The 16,977-nt window shown below is 48.4% G+C and carries 12 protein-coding genes; 3 read left to right on the forward strand and 9 right to left on the reverse strand.

All coding sequences use genetic code 11. The features are described from left to right. Positions 1-14: 14 nt before the first annotated feature. The 9 genes from FEM55_RS15120 to FEM55_RS15160 all read right to left on the reverse strand — a co-directional run bounded on the left by FEM55_RS15120 (position 15) and on the right by FEM55_RS15160 (position 12,214). Complete coding sequence (locus tag FEM55_RS15120) at positions 15-2,225, reverse strand: hypothetical protein (RefSeq protein WP_138282188.1); 2,211 nt, start codon at positions 2,223-2,225, stop codon at positions 15-17. Further along, positions 2,218-3,345 (reverse strand): BatA domain-containing protein, encoded by a 1,128-nt coding sequence (locus FEM55_RS15125; protein WP_138282189.1) that lies wholly within the window; start codon positions 3,343-3,345, stop codon positions 2,218-2,220. The genes FEM55_RS15120 and FEM55_RS15125 overlap by 8 nt, the downstream gene beginning before the upstream one ends. Then, positions 3,346-4,254, reverse strand: coding sequence for a DUF58 domain-containing protein (locus FEM55_RS15130; RefSeq protein ID WP_138282190.1), 909 nt, complete (start codon positions 4,252-4,254; stop codon positions 3,346-3,348). It lies immediately after the preceding gene. Positions 4,255-4,385: 131 nt separating this feature from the next. Next, complete coding sequence (locus FEM55_RS15135; RefSeq protein ID WP_138282191.1) at positions 4,386-5,372, reverse strand: AAA family ATPase; 987 nt, start codon at positions 5,370-5,372, stop codon at positions 4,386-4,388. Between the two features lie 77 nt (positions 5,373-5,449). Next, complete coding sequence (locus FEM55_RS15140) at positions 5,450-6,067, reverse strand: DUF4159 domain-containing protein (RefSeq protein ID WP_138282192.1); 618 nt, start codon at positions 6,065-6,067, stop codon at positions 5,450-5,452. After that, entirely contained in the window at positions 6,064-7,401 is a 1,338-nt protein-coding gene (locus FEM55_RS15145) for a TldD/PmbA family protein (RefSeq protein ID WP_138282193.1), read from the reverse strand. The genes FEM55_RS15140 and FEM55_RS15145 overlap by 4 nt, the downstream gene beginning before the upstream one ends. Before the next feature lie 11 nt (positions 7,402-7,412). After that, complete coding sequence (locus tag FEM55_RS15150) at positions 7,413-9,050, reverse strand: TldD/PmbA family protein (protein ID WP_138282194.1); 1,638 nt, start codon at positions 9,048-9,050, stop codon at positions 7,413-7,415. A 133-nt stretch (positions 9,051-9,183) separates the two neighbouring features. After that, positions 9,184-10,500: a TldD/PmbA family protein gene (locus FEM55_RS15155; protein WP_138282195.1), complete on the reverse strand. Its 1,317-nt coding sequence runs from the start codon at positions 10,498-10,500 to the stop codon at positions 9,184-9,186. A gap of 70 nt (positions 10,501-10,570) precedes the next feature. Further along, a complete protein-coding gene (locus FEM55_RS15160) occupies positions 10,571-12,214 on the reverse strand; it encodes a TldD/PmbA family protein (RefSeq protein WP_138282196.1) in 1,644 nt (547 codons plus the stop codon). Positions 12,215-13,037: 823 nt separating this feature from the next. Here FEM55_RS15160 and kdpF point away from each other — a divergent pair. The 3 genes from kdpF (at position 13,038) to kdpB (ending at position 16,949) form a co-directional block, all read left to right on the forward strand. Continuing rightward, entirely contained in the window at positions 13,038-13,115 is a 78-nt protein-coding gene (gene kdpF, locus FEM55_RS25405) for a K(+)-transporting ATPase subunit F (protein WP_194460598.1), read from the forward strand. 27 nt (positions 13,116-13,142) lie between these two features. Further along, the gene (gene kdpA, locus FEM55_RS15170; protein ID WP_138282197.1) at positions 13,143-14,831 is read left to right on the forward strand and encodes a potassium-transporting ATPase subunit KdpA; all 1,689 of its coding nucleotides are present in this window, start codon (positions 13,143-13,145) and stop codon (positions 14,829-14,831) included. A 78-nt stretch (positions 14,832-14,909) separates the two neighbouring features. Continuing rightward, positions 14,910-16,949: a potassium-transporting ATPase subunit KdpB gene (kdpB, locus tag FEM55_RS15175; RefSeq protein WP_138282198.1), complete on the forward strand. Its 2,040-nt coding sequence runs from the start codon at positions 14,910-14,912 to the stop codon at positions 16,947-16,949. Positions 16,950-16,977: the final 28 nt, after the last annotated feature.

Below are 16,977 nucleotides of genomic sequence, written 5' to 3' on the forward strand. Positions count from 1 at the left end.
GGCTTTTGGTTTGTTCATTGCATTTTTTTCCAGAACGCTTGTTCCAGTTTCTTTTCGCTTGAATAGCCGCGTTTGCTTTGCTCGGAACGATCCGTATATCTGGCAAGATCCGATTTCAAATGCTGCATTTCTTTTCTGGCGAGCGGTTTCCCGCTGACGAGCTTTTGCAGCACCCCGATTATTTCCCAATGCTTTAGTCCACCGTTAAAAGGCCCGCTGCTGATGAGGCGGTTGCTGAGTGCCGCCCCGATTTGCTGTAAGCGAAGCTGCTGTTTTTCAGAACGGATATTCATCTCCAGATAACCGGAAATTTCGGCTGCCAGCTGCGCTGTGCTTTTATCATCAAAGAATTTCACACTGTTCAAATCGCTGCTGATTTCTTTCAGTTCTCCGCTCAGCCGCTTTTCTTTTTCTTTGATGGGCGGCGGATCGTAGCCGCTTTTCTTCACATACGTGCGCGCCTTATGCTGTGCAGATTTCAGGTATTCAAGTGCCTTATGCTCAAAGGGCAATGCTTTCTCAGGCTCATACATGCGCAGATGCAGCTCGGATTGCCACATTTGTTCCAGTGCCATTTTCAACAAGCTGCGCGTCGATTCCTCGTAAAAAGTATTCGTCTCCGCATCGTCGTGCGCATGCACATATTGTTCCATCAAAGCAGCAATCGGATCTTTTTCAGCTGCGTCGCTATGCTCATTTCCGTGCTCATGCGTGTCCTGATGCGCCGGCTCCGATGCTCTCCGCTCGGCCGCTTCGCCTTCCCCGTCCGACTTGTGCGTGAAGGCATCGAGCATATTTCCGCCGTCCGTTCCCGGAGGCGGAGCCCCGCCACCGCCAATGCTGGTTTCAAATTCTTCGCCCAGATACTGTCCGTAACGCAGCCTGAGCACTTTCTGATCAAAGCCGATTTCGTTGGATACCGAAGCAAATTCTTTCTTCGCCAGCTTCTTACGCCGGGTAATCAACTTTTCCGTATCGATAATAATCTGCCGCTGACTCCGGAAATATTCCGGCATGATGTTCACCGCCATCGTTGCCAGTTCGGCTTCTTCAATCTGTGCTGTATCTTTAAAAACGAGGAAGTACGTATCCGATTTACTGAAATTGGCTTGCGGGGTTTTGTTGTCAACCGCGGCCCAGTAGTAATACAATTCATCGCCGGGTGCAAAGTTCAACGCATTCAGGTCAATCTCTTTTTGCAAACGGGCCTGTTTGAAATCCGAAGGCGCCAAAGGAAATTTCACTTCGCGGAACTTTACATTTTCACCGGAACCTCTCGCCAGAGTCGCTACAATGAATGCTTGCTTCACCAGAAAATCGTCAGAAATTTTGGCCGAAATGCGAATGGTTTTCTTGTCTTTCAAAAAATGATATTTGTAAAGCTCTTTGGAAGCAGGCTCTATTTTTGGTGCGAGATCGGGAATGGCTTCCAGCCTATAAAACTCCGATTGATAAACAAGCGAATCTTTCCAATAGCCTTTAATGGCATACAAACCCGAGCCCGTGAGCCGGTCGGAATGGATGAAAGAACCTTGTTTTCTACGGAATGCAATTTCTTCCCCGCGATTGTTGGCTAACCGGACTTCAAGATTTTCAGCGTGTGTAAAAGCAATTTTCCATTGCAGCGACGAACCGGAAATTGTGCTCACATTGAGGTCACCGGACTCCCGCTTTGGCAGTTTTGTGTAAGCAGGCGGAATGATTATGACGCTGGCAGAATTAAATTCAGGTGCCACAAGCGAATTTTTCTTTTGTGTTTTAATGTGCTCATTAACGCTCACTTTCTTCTCTTTTTTATCAAAATTAAGGGTTGGGTAAATAAAATGAAATGCCGCCGCAAACACCAATAAACCAGCATAAGCGCCGGATCCGCGATACAATTGCAAAAAGGGAAAATCAAACTGCCTTCCTGCAATCCGCTCCATTTGCAGTTGTTCCGCCAGGTTGAGCTCCGCCTTGTCCAGCAAATGCAGACTATGCTCCGTGCCGTCCACGAATTGATGAATGAGCGATATAGCTGTCCGTTTTTTGTTTTGAAATACGCGCGTCAACCCGATGCCGGCTGCAAAACCGGCAACGCCTGACAACACGCTGATCGTGTGCGCAGAACCCGTAAATGCAGAGACAAAAAGATAAGCCGAAGCGGCCAGCAGCACACACTGCAAAAGCGCGCTGGCGTAAAGCTGGCTTGTCACCGAACCGATCAGTTTCCTAAGTTCATGCATGGTTTGTACGAATCGTTTTGCGCAATGCGATCCAGCGTTCAATCAGGAGCGTCAGCACAAAAAGGAACATCATCAACGGGTTGAAAATACTTTCTTCTTTATTTTTATCCGGCTTTGCCAATTCAAAATGAGCCGCTAACTGCTTGTTACTTTGCTTGCTCTCAGGCTTGCCTAACCTGAAATGGGCGATCATCCGATTTCCAAGCCATTCCGGCAATTGCCCGTTTCTTACGACATCGGATGTCGCAAGCCGCAAAGAATCCTGTACTTCGATAACATTGGCGGCAGCATGAACCGTACTTTTTCCTGCTGGAATCACGTAGAGCGTTTTGGGATTGTATTCAGCCACGGCCTTATCCGTCAGAATCCAGTCGTAGGTCGCTTCAGGCTGCTTTTTCAGATCGATTGTAAACGGAATTTTATACACTTCCGCCAAAGCCAAAAGCCCGGCCTGAACGGTCAGCTGCTCGCCGGCATTTTTATAATTGGCCAATACATGAATTCTATCTTTTCCGGTTCTTTCCAGCAATCCGGCAAACGGATTTTCCGGCTTTTGCACCGAATCCGTACTGCTATGAATTTTATAGGAACCTGGAATATAAATTTTTGGAATTTGGCTAACATCCTGTATGTCGCTGATATAAAGCTGTATATCGGCCTTCTTATCCGTTAATCCGTTTGTAGTCTGCTGCAAAAAAAGCAGCTCGCCGCTGTTTTGGGGAACTGTATTTATATCTGTCATTTTCACGTTCCCCGGCGCTATCCAGAAAACTTCTTCTCCTTTTTTCATCGCATTTTCCAGTTCGAACCGGAAGTTGCCGGCCACTTTTGCCTTGCTTTGAACCAAATGGACCTGCTTCCGATCTTCATTACTTTTCATCCAATTGACGATGGGCTTGCTTAAAATCAGCGACAACAGCACAACCAGCAAACAGCGGATCAAAAGCAACGGAATCTCGTCCAGACGAAGCCCGCGGTGCTGCAAAGATGTTTTCTCCGTAAGCCATTGCGAAGCCGCCCATGCAATCGTTTTGCCCTTTTTTTGATACCAGAAATGGATGATAACCGGCCCGATTACCGCCAGCATTCCCCATAACAAATTTGGATTCAAAAATTCCATTTATCCTTTTCTTTTAGTTAAAAAGGTCTTCAATACCTTTCCGATCGGATCACTCATGCGCGTACGGATCAACTGTACATGTGGAATCTGCAATGCTTCTTTCAGTTGCTGCAGATACAAATCTGCTGATTCACGAAACTTTTCCCGAACTGAACCCGCGTCCAACTCGATTTCTTTTCCTGTTTCCAGATCTTTGAACCGGTAAAATCCGTCCAGATTAAAATCCATTTCCTGATCACCGAGAATCTGAAAAACCACAATTTCACGGTGCGCACTGGCAAGCGATCTGATCAGGTCCAGCCACTCATTCTGCGCCTGCAAAAAATCACTGACGAAAACCAGCTGCTCCTTTTTCTTCGATTGCAATTCCGGAAACCTGATCCCGACACCTGACTCATCCGAAAGTCGCCACGGCCCTTCGGCAACGGTTTTTTCCAATCCAACCAATATTTTCTGGAACGCCTGCTTGCCGGAAGAAACAGCTCCGGTCGCCGAAATGGTTTGTATTGCGCTGTTTTTCAAGGTGTACAAACTAATCTGGTCATTCTGAATGTAAGAGAGATAACTCAGCGAAGCCAGCAAAATCTGTGCATACTGAAGTCGCGAAACGCCATTTTCACTGTAATTCATAGACCCTGAAAGGTCCAGAACAAACCGCACTTGTTTGTCACTTTCTGTGGACGATTCCCGGATCAGATGTTTGTCCGTACGCGCAAAGAGTTTCCAGTCAATGCGTTTCGGATCATCACCGGGTTCATAATGCCGGTATTGCTCAAATTCCACACCGATTCCCGACCGCTTGCTGGCATGAATGCCCAACATCAGCTCTTCGCTCACCAGCTTGCCAGTCAGCTGCAGGTTTTTCAGCTTGATCAGTTGAGAGGCTAAAAGGCCGGTGCTTTTTGTCATATTATAAATTAAAAACCATCTTTTTCATGCCTTCGACATGTATCGTTATAACGATCATTTTTTTATGTGCCACCGATATTATATCGCTTTGCGATTCAGGAATTGTTACAACGTTTCTTGCGGTCTTTGGATTAGCCCTTAACCGTCCGTAACAACTGACCAATCACCTGATCCGTGCTGATGTTTTCGGCTTCGGCACGGAAATTCATGGCAATCCGGTGCCTGATTACCGGATAAGCCAATGTTTGAATATCTTCCGGAATGACGGCAAAACGCTCATGCAGAACGGCGCGGGCTTTTGCGCATAAGACAAGCGCCTGGCCTGCGCGCGGGCCTGCTCCCCAGTCGCACCATTCTTTTACAAAATCGGATGGACTTCCGTCTGGCCGCGTTGCGCGCACTAATCTGTTGATCCATTGAAGCAACTCGTCGCTGATGTGCACTTGCCTCGTCAGCTTTTGCAATTCAATGATTTCAGTGTCTGCCAAAACGCGGTTAATGTGTGCTTTGAATGATCCGGTTGTGCCTTTCAATACGTCCAGTTCTTCCTGCTCGCTGGGATAATTCAGCCTGATGTAAAGCAAAAACCGGTCAAGCTGGGCTTCGGGCAATGGGTATGTTCCAGCCTGTTCGATGGGATTTTGTGTGGCAATGATCAGAAACGGGCCGGGCAGCTCGTAATTCGTTCCGCCGTACGTGACCGATTTTTCCTGCATGGCTTCCAGTAAGGCGGCCTGCGTCTTGGGCGGCGTCCGGTTGATCTCATCGGCCAGAACCACATTTGCAAAAATTGGCCCCTGATTGAATTTGAAAAACTTCCTGCCCGTTTCGTGGTCTTCTTCCAGAATCTCCGTTCCTACAATGTCGCCGGGCATCAGATCGGGTGTAAACTGGATTCGCTTGAAGCTCATATGCAATGCCTCCGACATGGTTTTCACCATCAATGTCTTGGCCAGACCGGGCACGCCTTCCAGCAGGCAATGGCCGGATGCCAGCAGCGAAATCAATATTTCGTCAATCGCTTCCTGCTGCCCGACAATCACTTTGGCAATTTCCTTTTTAAGAAGCGGCAGCTTGGCTACCAACGTTTTATAATGGCTTAATTCCAATTTTTCCAAACCTCAGAATGCAGTTTTTGTTCGTTAAAAGTTAAAAGTCCAGAGTCATTTTTGAAGTTGCTGCGTTCATAAGCATCTCACGCATTCAATGCATAAACCACAATATTTACCCCAAAACGCGTATTGTCAACAGCCAGAAAACGCTTGTTCCTGAAATCGTAATCCCACTCACACCCGTAATCCTTGTTGCTGTAAAGGACACCGATCCGGCCATTGATCGTGACGGCTTTCAGGTAATCGTGCACAAGATCATCGCCCCAGCCATTCAGCTCGAAAGAGGTTGTGGGCGGGCCGTCCTCAAATTTGAAAAAGCTGTGATAAATCGGGTGGTTGTTCGGTATTTTCTGCAAAGCCCGCGGACCGAACGTGCGCTCCATTTCCTGCTCAAAGGATTTGGCAAAAAGGCCGTCGATATCATGGTTGCAGTCATCCACAAAAACGAAGCCGCCATTCTGTACATACCGTTTGAAATGATCCCGTTCCTGCGTGGAAAACTCGACGAGCTTGTGCCCGCTCAGATAGCAAAAAGGGCTTTTGAAAATCTCATTGCTGTTCAGTTGCACCACTTTCTCTTGCTCAACAATGGGAATGGTGGTGTATTCAACCAGCGAATGCAGCAAATTGGACGGCATTCGCTGGTCAGTGTCCCAATTTCCGGACGTGTACTGAATTCGTGTAAAGAAAAAAGGCTTCAAACCGCGTCGGAAAGTGATGAAAATGTAAATTCCCTGATTTTCATCGGCGGAACCAGGTAATTCCGGTCCGATTCCGTGCTGACAACCCGCTCCGATTTTCCCAGTGTTTCCAGATTGTTCAGCATAATGACCGGACTTTCGTTGAAACGGAAATTTTTGACGGGATGCTTGATGACGCCGTTTTCTATGTAAAATGTGCCGTCGCGCGTAAGTCCGGTGAGCAGCAAAGTTTGCGGGTCCACTTCGCGGATATACCAGAGTTTGGTGACCAAAATCCCTTGTTTTGTAGATTTGATCAATTCTTCCATCGACGCGGTGCCGCCTTCCATAATGACATTGCTGGGCTGTGGAACGGGCTTCACATTGTTCTTTTGTGCCCAGTAACGCGAATAAATCATGTTTTTGACCACGCCTTTTTCGATCCAGCTCGTTTTCTGCAAAGGCTGACCGTCACCCGACCACGGCGATGCGGGCAAGTCGGGATGCGTGGGGTCCGAATAAATGTTCACGCGCTCGTCCACGATTTTCTCGCCCAGTTTTGTTTTCCCGCCGGGTTTGCTCAGAAAGGAACGACCTTCATCTGCACTTCTGGCGTCGAAATTGAAATAGATATTTTCCAGCAAAACCGCTGCCGCAGTCGGCTCCAGAATTACGGTGTATTTCCCGGGCTCCAGTGCTTTTGCATTCATGGAACCCATGGCTTTTTGTATTGCTATTGTTGTTGCAGCGGCTGTATCCAGCTTGTTTACATCACTATAACCTCGTGCAATGTAACCGGAGCCGGTTCCGTCCGGCGTGCGGACGGTAAGTGAAAAATTGACGCTCGTGCTTGGATAGTAAGCGAATAAACCTTTGGAATTCATCAGGGCCGTATAGCCTTTCTGATTATCCAGAAAACCGGCGGCGGTCAGGTTTTTCCCGCGTGACAATTCCAGACTTTTGGCAACGGCATCCGCACGCTTATCTGCATCAATGCCTGCGGTGGATTCAAAGAAACCGGATGATTTCAGATACGTCTGCGGACCCAGAACGCCTACGTATTCCGGGTTTTCCGGAGCAAGTTTGGCAAGTTCTTCGGAACGCCGCACCACTTTTTCCAATGATTCGTCGCTAAATTCATCAATGGTCGCAACGCCCACTTTTTTGCCAAAGGCGGATTGAACGGATAAATTCTGGTTAACAAGCGATCCGCTTGTCGAGACTTCGTTTCGTGCATAACGCAGGTTTCCCCGCTCTTCGCCTACAAGGGTAATTTCGCATTCATCCGCTTTGGAGTAAGCCAGTACTTTTTGCAACAATGCTTTCGCTTCGGATTCAGATAGTATGATTGACATGGCTGATCGGATTAGATTTTGCGGGCTGTGTTGATGACATTCACGCCATTGAAACGCGTGGTGGAACTCCCGTGCGACACGGCGCTGGACTGGGATGGCTGGCCTTTTCCGTCGAAGAACGAACCGCCGAGGCGATAATCCTTTTCATCACAAACCTGTGTGCAGGAATTCCAGAATTCCTGTGTATTGGACTGATAGGCAACGTCTTTCAACATTCCCGCGATCTTGCCGTCTTTGATTTCGTAAAACAACTGTCCGCCAAACTGAAAGTTGTAACGCTGCTGGTCAATGGAGAATGATCCGTCGCCAATGATGTAAATGCCTTTCTTGACATCCTTGATCATCTCGTCCACAGACAAAGGCGTTTTCCCGGCAGCCAGTGAAACATTCGGCATTCGCTGGAATTGCACCGATGACCAGCTGTCGGCATAGCAGCAGCCGTGCGACTCTTTTTCACCAATGATATGCGCCTGATCGCGGATTGCCTGGTAATTCACCAACACGCCGTCCTTCACCAGATCCCATTTTTTTGTATTAACGCCTTCATCATCCCAGCCTACTGCACCGAGTGATCCTTCCTGCAATTTGTCAGCAACCAAATTCACTTGTTTGCTGCCGTACTGGAAGTTTTTGGATTGCCATTTGTCCAACGTTGCAAAGGAAGTTCCTGCAAAATTGGCCTCGTATCCGAGCACGCGATCCAGTTCCAGCGGATGGCCAACGGACTCGTGGATCGTGAGCCACAGGTGCGACGGATCCAGGATCAAGTCGTATTTTCCGGCTTCGACGGACTTTGCGGTGAGCTTTTCTTTGGCTTGCTTTGCCGCCGCAGTGGCGTCTTCCAGCATGTCATACCCTTTGTTGTAACGCGTGGTTATGCCGGTGATTTTGTCCGAAGGATTGGATTGCAAATAGTCGTAACCCATGCCCATCGGGGCACTTAATGCGTTTCTGGTTTCAAATTTGCCGCTTTTCGGGTCAATAGCCGTGATATTGAAAATCGGCCAGATGCGGTGCACGTCCTGATCAATGTAAGAGCCGTCCGTAGAAGCAAAATATTTTTGTTCATTCACCAGAAAAAGTACGGAATTAACATAGTTGGCACCGTTTTTCAATGCGGCATCATTTACGGAAAGCAGCAAATCAACCTTTTCTTTGATAGGTACTTCAAATGCATTTTTCCTGATCGGTGCTTTCCAGCTTACTTCGCCAAAACCCTTTTGAGGTGCTAACTGAACGGGTTCTTTCATCAGCCGGGCATTTGCCTTTGCAATCGCTACGGCATCTTCGGCGGCTTTTGCCATTTGCGTTTCATTGTGCACATCCACTACCGCAGCAAAGCCCCAGCAGCCGTTCGCAATGACCCGCACGCCCACGCCATAGGATTCGGTGTTCACAATATTCTGAACCTTATCCTCGCGTGTAATCACAAACTGATTGAGGTAGCGGCCGATCCGGACGTCGGCATACGAAGCGCCTTTGGATTTTGCAGCATTCAGCGCGGCGTCGGCAAGCCTTTTCTTGACGGCTGTATCGATGCTTTTTTCAAGAAATGCCTCGGGTGAAACATTCCTGCCCATTGCAAAGGCGGGCATCATGAACGCTCCCGTTCCGAGTCCGGCCAGTTGTATAAAGTCCCTGCGTTTCAAAGTATATAGGTTTACTAATCGTGACGAATTATTATTTTTTAAAAAGCATACGGTATAATCTAGCGGAAAAATCCCACAGAATCAATGCGCTTTTTACCGGAGGATTGTTTCGCGGTTTGAGCGGCAATCGTATTTAAACCGCATCCGAAAGGCTTGTAAAGGTAAAATCACGGATTTTCAGCGGTGGCACGAGGTTGCCGCCTGCACGCACCGGCTTGCCGATTGCTTCCAGGTTATTGAGCATGATCACCGGACTTTCGTTGAACCGGAAATTTTTCACCGGATATTTGATCTGTCCGTTTTCAATGTAAAAAGTGCCGTCGCGCGTGAGTCCGGTATACAGCAATGTTTGCGGGTCCACAGCGCGGATATACCAAAGTCGAGTTACCAGAATTCCTTTTTCTGTTCCTCTGATCAGATCGGCCAGCGACTCGGTTCCGCCCTGGAAAATAAATCCGGACGGTGCCGGAATTGCCTTAACGCCTTGTTTCTGCGCCCAGAAACGGGAATAGGACATGTTTTTCACCACGCCGTTTTCAACCCACATCACTTTTTCCTGCGGGCGTCCGTCTCCGCTGAACGGCGAACCGGGAATTTCACTATTCTGCGGATCTGAATAAATGTTTACACGTTCGTCAAAAAGCTTTTCACCAAGCCTTGTTCCGCCGCCTTTTTTACCCAGAAAACTCCGTCCTTCGTCTGCGTTCCGTGCGTCCATGCTGCGCATCATATTTTGCAAAAGGTCCACACCAGCCGTTGGTTCGAGGATTACGGTGTATTTTCCCGGTTCCAAAGCTTTTGCCGAAGCAGATGCAAGCGCTTTTTGCATGGCCACTTCTGTTGCGGAAGCGGTGCTTAATCTGGAGGCATCATTGTAATCGCGTGCGGCATAACCGGAACCTTTGCCGTCTGCCGTGCGCACAGTGATCGAAAAGTCAACCGATGTGGCTTTATTGTAACCAAAAAGACCTTTGTTGTTCCCCATGGCCGAAAACCCGGCGGTGTCTTCCATGTAACCTGCGGCTGTCAGATTTTTCTTTGCGCAGGGATCAATGCTGTCAAATGCTGCTTTTGCGCGGAAATCCGGGTTGATCGCAGCGGTCGCTTCGGCATAAGAATGGGTTTCCGAATACTGTTGCGGCCCGAGCATGGGCACATATTCAGGGTTGTCAGGAGCCAGTTTGGCGATTTCTTCGGCTCTGCGAACCGTTTTTTCCAGAGAAGCGTCGTCGAACTCGTTGATCGTGGACGTTCCGGATTTTTTACCAAAAATCGAAGTTACCGAAAGGGACAGATCGGTCGTTTCTCCGCTTGTTGAAACGGAATTCCTTGCATAACGGATGTTACCGGTCCGGTTGCCTTCCAAACCCACGCTGATTTCGTCGGCCTTTGAAAATGCCAGAACTTTATCAATGATTTTTTTCGCTTCTTCCTTAGATAAAATGGCCATTTCTTGAAAATGATTTGCTTTTGAAAAATGTGGCTGATTAGCAGAAAATCCACTGCCAGTTGCGTTTTGATCAGATTTTGCGTCCCGTGTTGATGACATTGACGCCGTCGAAACGGGAAGTGGCGCTTCCGTGAGAAACCGCGCTCACTTGCGCAGGCTGGCCTTTTCCATCGAAAAACGAGCCGAATGTGCGGTAATCGTCTTTGTCACAAAGCTGTGAACACGAGTTCCAGAATTCCTGTGTGTTGGATTGATACGCCACATCGTCCAGCATGCCCGCAATTTCTCCGTTTTTGATCTCATAAAAGACCTGACCGCCGAACTGGAAATTATAACGCTGCTGATCAATCGAGTAGGAGCCCCGGCCAATGATGTAAATGCCTTTTTCAACGCCTTTGATCATATCCAGCACACTGCGTTTTTCGGTGCCCGGTTTTAACGAAATATTGGGCATGCGCTGAAACTGGACCGAATTCCAGTTGTCCGCATAACAGCAGCCATGCGATTCTTTTTCGCCAATGATCTTCGCCTGATCGCGGATCGCCTGATAATTGACCAGAACACCGTCTTTGATGATGTCCCATTCCTTGCAGGGAACGCCTTCGTCGTCATACCCGACGGCCCCAAGCGTGTTCGCCTGCGTTTTATCCGCTACAATGTTCACCAGCTTGCTTCCGTAAGCAAAGTTTTTCGATTCCCACTTATCCAAAGTTGCAAAGCTCGTCCCGGCATAATTGGCCTCATAACCCAGGACGCGATCGAGTTCCGTAGGGTGACCGACCGATTCATGGATGGTCAGTCCGAGGTGATTCGGATCCAGAACAAGGTCATATTTGCCGGCCAGAACCGATTTTGCCGTCATTTTTTCCTTTGCCTGCTTTGCCGCCATAATGGCATCTTCCACCATATCGTACGAGTTCCGATACCCAACCAGACCATTCGGGCCGGCAATTTTTTCGGAAGCCAGCCCGTCCAGATATTCGTAACCCATGCCCATCGGCGAGCTGATGGCGTCGCGCGTCTTGAATTTGCCGGCAGCCTTGTCCGTTACCGTAACCGTGAATGTAGGCCAGATCCGGTGCACGTCCTGGTCTATAAAGGACCCGTCGGATGAGGCAAAATATTTCTGTTCGTTTACAAAAAACAAATTGGATGTGACGAAGCCGGCGCCGTTTTTCATCGCCTCTCCGTTCACATGCATTAAAAGGTCTATTTTTTCCTGAATGGGAATTTCAAATGCATTTTTCTTTACAGGCGTTTTCCAGGTTTTATCGCCAACTCCTTTTTGCTCGGCCAGTACAACCGGCTCTTTCTGGAATTTTGAATTTGCTTTGGCAATTTCAACGGCCGTTGCAGCACATTTGGCAATGCCTTCCGCGGTCACATCGCTGGTTGCCGCAAAACCCCAGGTTCCGTTTGCAATCACGCGAATGCCGACGCCGTAAGATTCCGTATTCACGATGTTCTGGACCTGCTTTTCGCGGGTGAAAAGATATTGCTGCAAATAGCGCCCGATCCGGACGTCCGTGTACGTTGCGCCTTTGCTTCTGGCCGCATTCAGCGCAATTTCCGAAAACTTTTTCTTGGCAGCGACATCGATCCACGGTTCAAGCAAATGTGCTGCGCTCACAGGGTTTCCGGTCACCGGAACGGAGGCAAGCATCAAAGCGCCCGTGCCGAGCCCGGCCATTTGCATAAAATCTCTTCTTTTCATTAAGATTCAGGATGTAAATTGAAGTTCATTCCGATCGGGAAAAGCCATCCATGCAGTCAGAATGATGAAGGCGGCTTCTTGTCAGAATGTCAGATTGAAAACACAATGTAAAAAAATATTTAACAAATATTGCTGTGGTAATCATTTTTCCCAATACAGGTTTAAAACAAAAAGCAGCCATTCTGTGGCAGACGGGCTGATTTTTGAAACCATTTTTACATTTTGTTAAACCGAATCCAGCTTCTTCAACAGCCGGCACCTTTCAGCTTTTCAATGGATGGCGCCGAAAAACTGCATGTCCGGAAAGTATTCAACTAATGCAATGGGGACAAGGCGGAAACCGGCCGGTTACCTGAAACAGGAATAACCACCGTTTACCGGAAAAGGGGAAATACGGTCTTCAGAAATCCGGTCAGTGACTGGCTGCCTGCCGGGAGACACTACTTTTTTGATAAGGCACCCTATCAAAATGATAAGGCCGAAAGTTGTTTGAAAATATATAAATATTAGTAAATAGTTAGTGATCAGCAAGTTGAAATATTTTAATCCGATTTGGTATGCCTTTGGATTGTATCAGGGAAAAGTCAAAACAAATGAAGCGTATCAATCCATCAGAAAGAAAGCCGGCGGCCATCACAAAACAAACGGATTCTTTTGCTGTGCTTATTGCTTTTTACCCGATGATCACGGTCGATAAAACCGACTTGCCCAGTTCTTACTTAACTAACTTATATCATGCTTACAATCCTCTTAGTTGTCGCAGGCTGCGCCTGCTTCGCGCTTTTTTATCAATCCATTGCATTTTTTGAAAAGATCTGAAATCATGGCAGCACTATTTATCATATCCATCGGCGTGTTTGTTTACATGTGCTACGTGCTTATCAAACCCGAGAAATTCTAACAGGTCCGCTATCAATTCTTAATAAAAATGAACACAGAAATTTTAGGCGTCATTGCCGTGTATGCAACGACCATCCTGATGGCAGTCCCGTTCGGTAAGTACATTGCCAGCGTTTATGCATCCGAAAAGACGCTGCTGGATCCCGTATTCAATCCTCTTGAAAATAGCTTTTTCCGCATCAGCGGTATTGACCGAAAGGCCGAAATGAACTGGAAACAACATCTGTCCGCCATGCTGACGATCAACTTTGTCTGGTTTTTACTGGGTATGTTTGTACTCATGAATCAGGGATGGCTGCCGCTGAATCCGGACGGTAACCCGGGGCAAACCGCTGATCTTGCCTTTAATACCAGTATATCCTTTGTTGTCAATTGTAACCTGCAGCATTATTCGGGAGAAAGCGGCATAAGCTATCTGTCGCAGCTTTTTTTAATGTTTCTGCAGTTTGTAAGCGCAGCAACAGGGATGGCAGCAGCCGTTGTTTTATTCATTGCCTTAAAACAGAAAGCGGCCGGTAAGCTCGGTAACTTTTATAACCTGATGCTGATCTCGTGCACGCGGATTTTATTGCCTGTATCCATCGTTGTGGCCGGCATCCTGGCATTCAACGGCACGCCAATGACTCTTGAAGGCAAAGGCAGTATGATCAGCATGCAGGGCGACACGGTCGGAGTATCCACCGGACCGGTAGCAGCCTTTGTTGCCATCAAGCATTTGGGAACCAACGGAGGCGGGTTCTATGGTACCAACTCGGCACATCCGCTGGAAAACCCGAATTACATGACCAACATGGTCGAGATGCTTTCTCAGATGATTATCCCGCTGGCCATGATCTTTGCACTTGGCTTCTTTCTGAAAAGAAAGAAAATGGCCCGGATGATTTTTGGCGTGATGACTCTTGGCTTTCTGCTGCTCTGTGTACCGACGATTGTCTGGGAAGTACAGGGTAACCCGGCCATCGCACGGATGGGCATTGATATGGGAGCAGGTGCTATGGAAGGAAAGGAGGTCCGATTTGGAAGTGCAGCTTCCGGGTTCTGGAGTATAGCCACCACCGTGATCTCGACGGGATCGGTCAATGCCATGCACGACAGCACCATGCCGCTATCCGGAATGATGCAGCTGCTTTCGATGATGACCAACGCTTTTTACGGCGGCTGCGGAGTCGGAATCCTGAACTTCTTTATCTTCATTATTCTCGCTGTTTTCATCAGCGGCCTCATGGTAGGACGTACGCCTGAGTTTCTGGGTAAAAAGATTGAAGGCCGCGAGATGAAGATTGCCATGATCGTGGCACTTTTGCACCCGCTTTTGATTCTGGCAGGCACTGCGCTGGCAGCCGCTTTTCCGGAGATCACAGCGGCCGGCCTGAACAATCCCGGCTTTCATGGATTCAGTGAAATGCTTTATGAGTACACCTCATCGGCAGCCAATAATGGAAGCGGTTTTGAGGGTTTGGGTGACAATAATCCCTGGTGGAACATTACCACAGGCTTCGTGCTGCTCCTTTCCCGGTTTATCCCGATCATCGGACCAATAGCGATTGCAGGGCTTTTAGCCGACAAAAAGTACATTCCTGAAAGCGCAGGTACGCTACGGACGGATTCAGCTACTTTTGGAATGATGGTCATGGCGGTGATCGTGATCATTACCGCGTTGTCGTTCTTCCCATCGCTGACGCTGGGCCCGATTGCCGAATATTTCAGCATACGTTAATCAAACCGAATAATTCAAATTCCAGCCGGCAGCCAAAAAGCGAAGCGCTGACGGCTAATGGCCAATAGTTCCAAAAAAATGAAGAATCAAAATGCATCCTTATTCCAGAAGGATCTGGTCAATCAGGCTCTCAAACAGTCTTTTGTTAAATTAAGCCCCCGGATCCTGTTTCGTAATCCGGTCATGTTTACCGTCGAAATAGGTACATTTGTCATGTTTGTGGTCTGTCTGTGGATCTTGTCAGGCAATACGTCCCAGGGCGGTTTTGGCTACAACTTTGTTATCTTTCTGATCCTTCTGCTAACCTTGCTGTTTGCCAACTTTGCCGAAGCAATTGCCGAAGCAAGGGGAAAAGCCCAGGCCGACAGCCTGCGTAAAACCCGTGAAGAAACGCCCGCCAAACTGGTGACCGACAACAAGCCGGGGTTTGCTGTATCAACCCGGAATGTCATGTCGGCCCAGATGAAAAAAGGAGATGTTTTTATCTGTGAGGCCGGCGACAACATCGCCACGGATGGCGAGATCATTGAAGGTCTGGCTACTATCGACGAAAGTGCCATAACGGGTGAATCCGCTCCGGTGATCCGTGAAGCGGGTGGCGATAAAAGCAGCGTAACAGGTGGTACCCGGGTGCTTTCCGACAAGATCAAGGTCATGGTAACCACTGCGCCGGGCGAAAGTTTTCTGGATAAGATGATCGCGCTGGTGGAAGGTGCCAGTCGCCAGAAAACACCCAACGAAATTGCTTTGACGATCCTTTTGGCTGGATTTACACTGGTATTTGTGATTGTCTGCGTGACGCTGAAACCCTTTGCCGATTATTCCGGTACGCCTATTACGATTGCTGCATTCATCTCACTGTTTGTGTGCCTGATCCCGACAACGATTGGCGGGCTGCTTTCCGCCATCGGTATTGCAGGGATGGACCGGGCGCTACGTGCCAACGTGATTACCAAATCCGGGAAAGCGGTTGAAACGGCAGGGGATATTGATGTGCTTTTACTGGACAAAACAGGTACGATCACCATTGGCAACCGAAAGGCAACGCAATTTCATGCAGCAAAAGGCATCCCGGACAACCATTTCGTGAAAGCCGCCGTACTTAGTTCCATTGCTGACGAGACGCCGGAAGGAAAATCAATTCTGGAACTGGCCAATGCGACGCCATCGACTTACCAGATTTCAAATCCGAAATTTATCAAGTTCACAGCCGAAACACGCAGCTCCGGCGTCGACTTTGAAGCTACCCGCATCCGGAAAGGCGCATTTGATTCGATCCGAAGTCTGGTTACCAATGCCGGAAACCCGTTTCCGCCCGAGATCGAAGAACGTGTGAAAACCATTTCAAACAACGGAGGTACTCCGCTGGTGGTTTCTGAAAACGAGCGTGTACTGGGCGTTGTCGAGTTGCAGGATATCATCAAGCCGGGCATCAGCGAGCGATTCGGGCGGCTTCGCAGAATGGGGGTCAAAACTGTTATGGTGACCGGCGATAATCCGCTTACGGCCAGGTTTATTGCAGAAAAGGCCGGTGTGGATGATTTTATTGCCGAAGCCAGGCCCGAAGACAAAATGAACTACATCAAAAAGGAGCAGGAAGGCGGTAAGCTCGTAGCAATGATGGGAGATGGTACCAATGATGCGCCGGCGCTTGCCCAGGCGGATGTGGGTGTTGCAATGAACAGCGGAACGCAGGCAGCCAAGGAAGCAGGTAACATGGTCGATCTGGACAATGATCCCACCAAGCTGATCGAGATCGTTGAAATCGGCAAGCAGCTCCTGATGACACGCGGAACGCTGACGACCTTCTCGATTGCCAATGATGTGGCCAAATACTTTGCCATTATCCCGGCCCTGTTCATCGCCAGTATACCCGCACTGCAAGGACTGAACATCATGCGGCTCAACAGTCCTGAAAGTGCGATCCTGTCGGCTGTGATCTTTAATGCAGTCATCATCCCGTTTTTGATCCCGCTTGCTCTGAAAGGCGTAGCTTACAAACCCATCGGCGCCAGCGCGCTGCTGAGAAGAAACCTGTTTATTTACGGTTTGGGGGGCATACTGGTTCCATTCATCGGAATTAAAGTTATCGACCTGGTGGTGAGCTTCTGGATTTAGAATTTAACTTAAAAACATTAAAGCTGAG

The organism is Dyadobacter sediminis, assembly GCF_005860765.1.
In the GTDB taxonomy this organism is placed as follows: domain Bacteria; phylum Bacteroidota; class Bacteroidia; order Cytophagales; family Spirosomataceae; genus Dyadobacter; species Dyadobacter sediminis.

What these genes read in the sequence shown, in the direction of transcription:
- FEM55_RS15120 (WP_138282188.1), bottom strand. Translation starts at nt 2,225, where the DNA reads ATGCATGAACTTAGGAAACTGATCGGTTCGGTGACAAGCCAGCTTTAC.
- FEM55_RS15125 (WP_138282189.1), bottom strand. Translation starts at nt 3,345, where the DNA reads ATGGAATTTTTGAATCCAAATTTGTTATGGGGAATGCTGGCGGTAATC.
- FEM55_RS15130 (WP_138282190.1), bottom strand. Translation starts at nt 4,254, where the DNA reads ATGACAAAAAGCACCGGCCTTTTAGCCTCTCAACTGATCAAGCTGAAA.
- FEM55_RS15145 (WP_138282193.1), bottom strand. Translation starts at nt 7,401, where the DNA reads ATGTCAATCATACTATCTGAATCCGAAGCGAAAGCATTGTTGCAAAAA.
- FEM55_RS15155 (WP_138282195.1), bottom strand. Translation starts at nt 10,500, where the DNA reads ATGGCCATTTTATCTAAGGAAGAAGCGAAAAAAATCATTGATAAAGTT.
- FEM55_RS15160 (WP_138282196.1), bottom strand. Translation starts at nt 12,214, where the DNA reads ATGAAAAGAAGAGATTTTATGCAAATGGCCGGGCTCGGCACGGGCGCT.
- kdpF (WP_194460598.1), top strand. Translation starts at nt 13,038, where the DNA reads ATGGCAGCACTATTTATCATATCCATCGGCGTGTTTGTTTACATGTGC.
- kdpA (WP_138282197.1), top strand. Translation starts at nt 13,143, where the DNA reads ATGAACACAGAAATTTTAGGCGTCATTGCCGTGTATGCAACGACCATC.
- kdpB (WP_138282198.1), top strand. Translation starts at nt 14,910, where the DNA reads ATGAAGAATCAAAATGCATCCTTATTCCAGAAGGATCTGGTCAATCAG.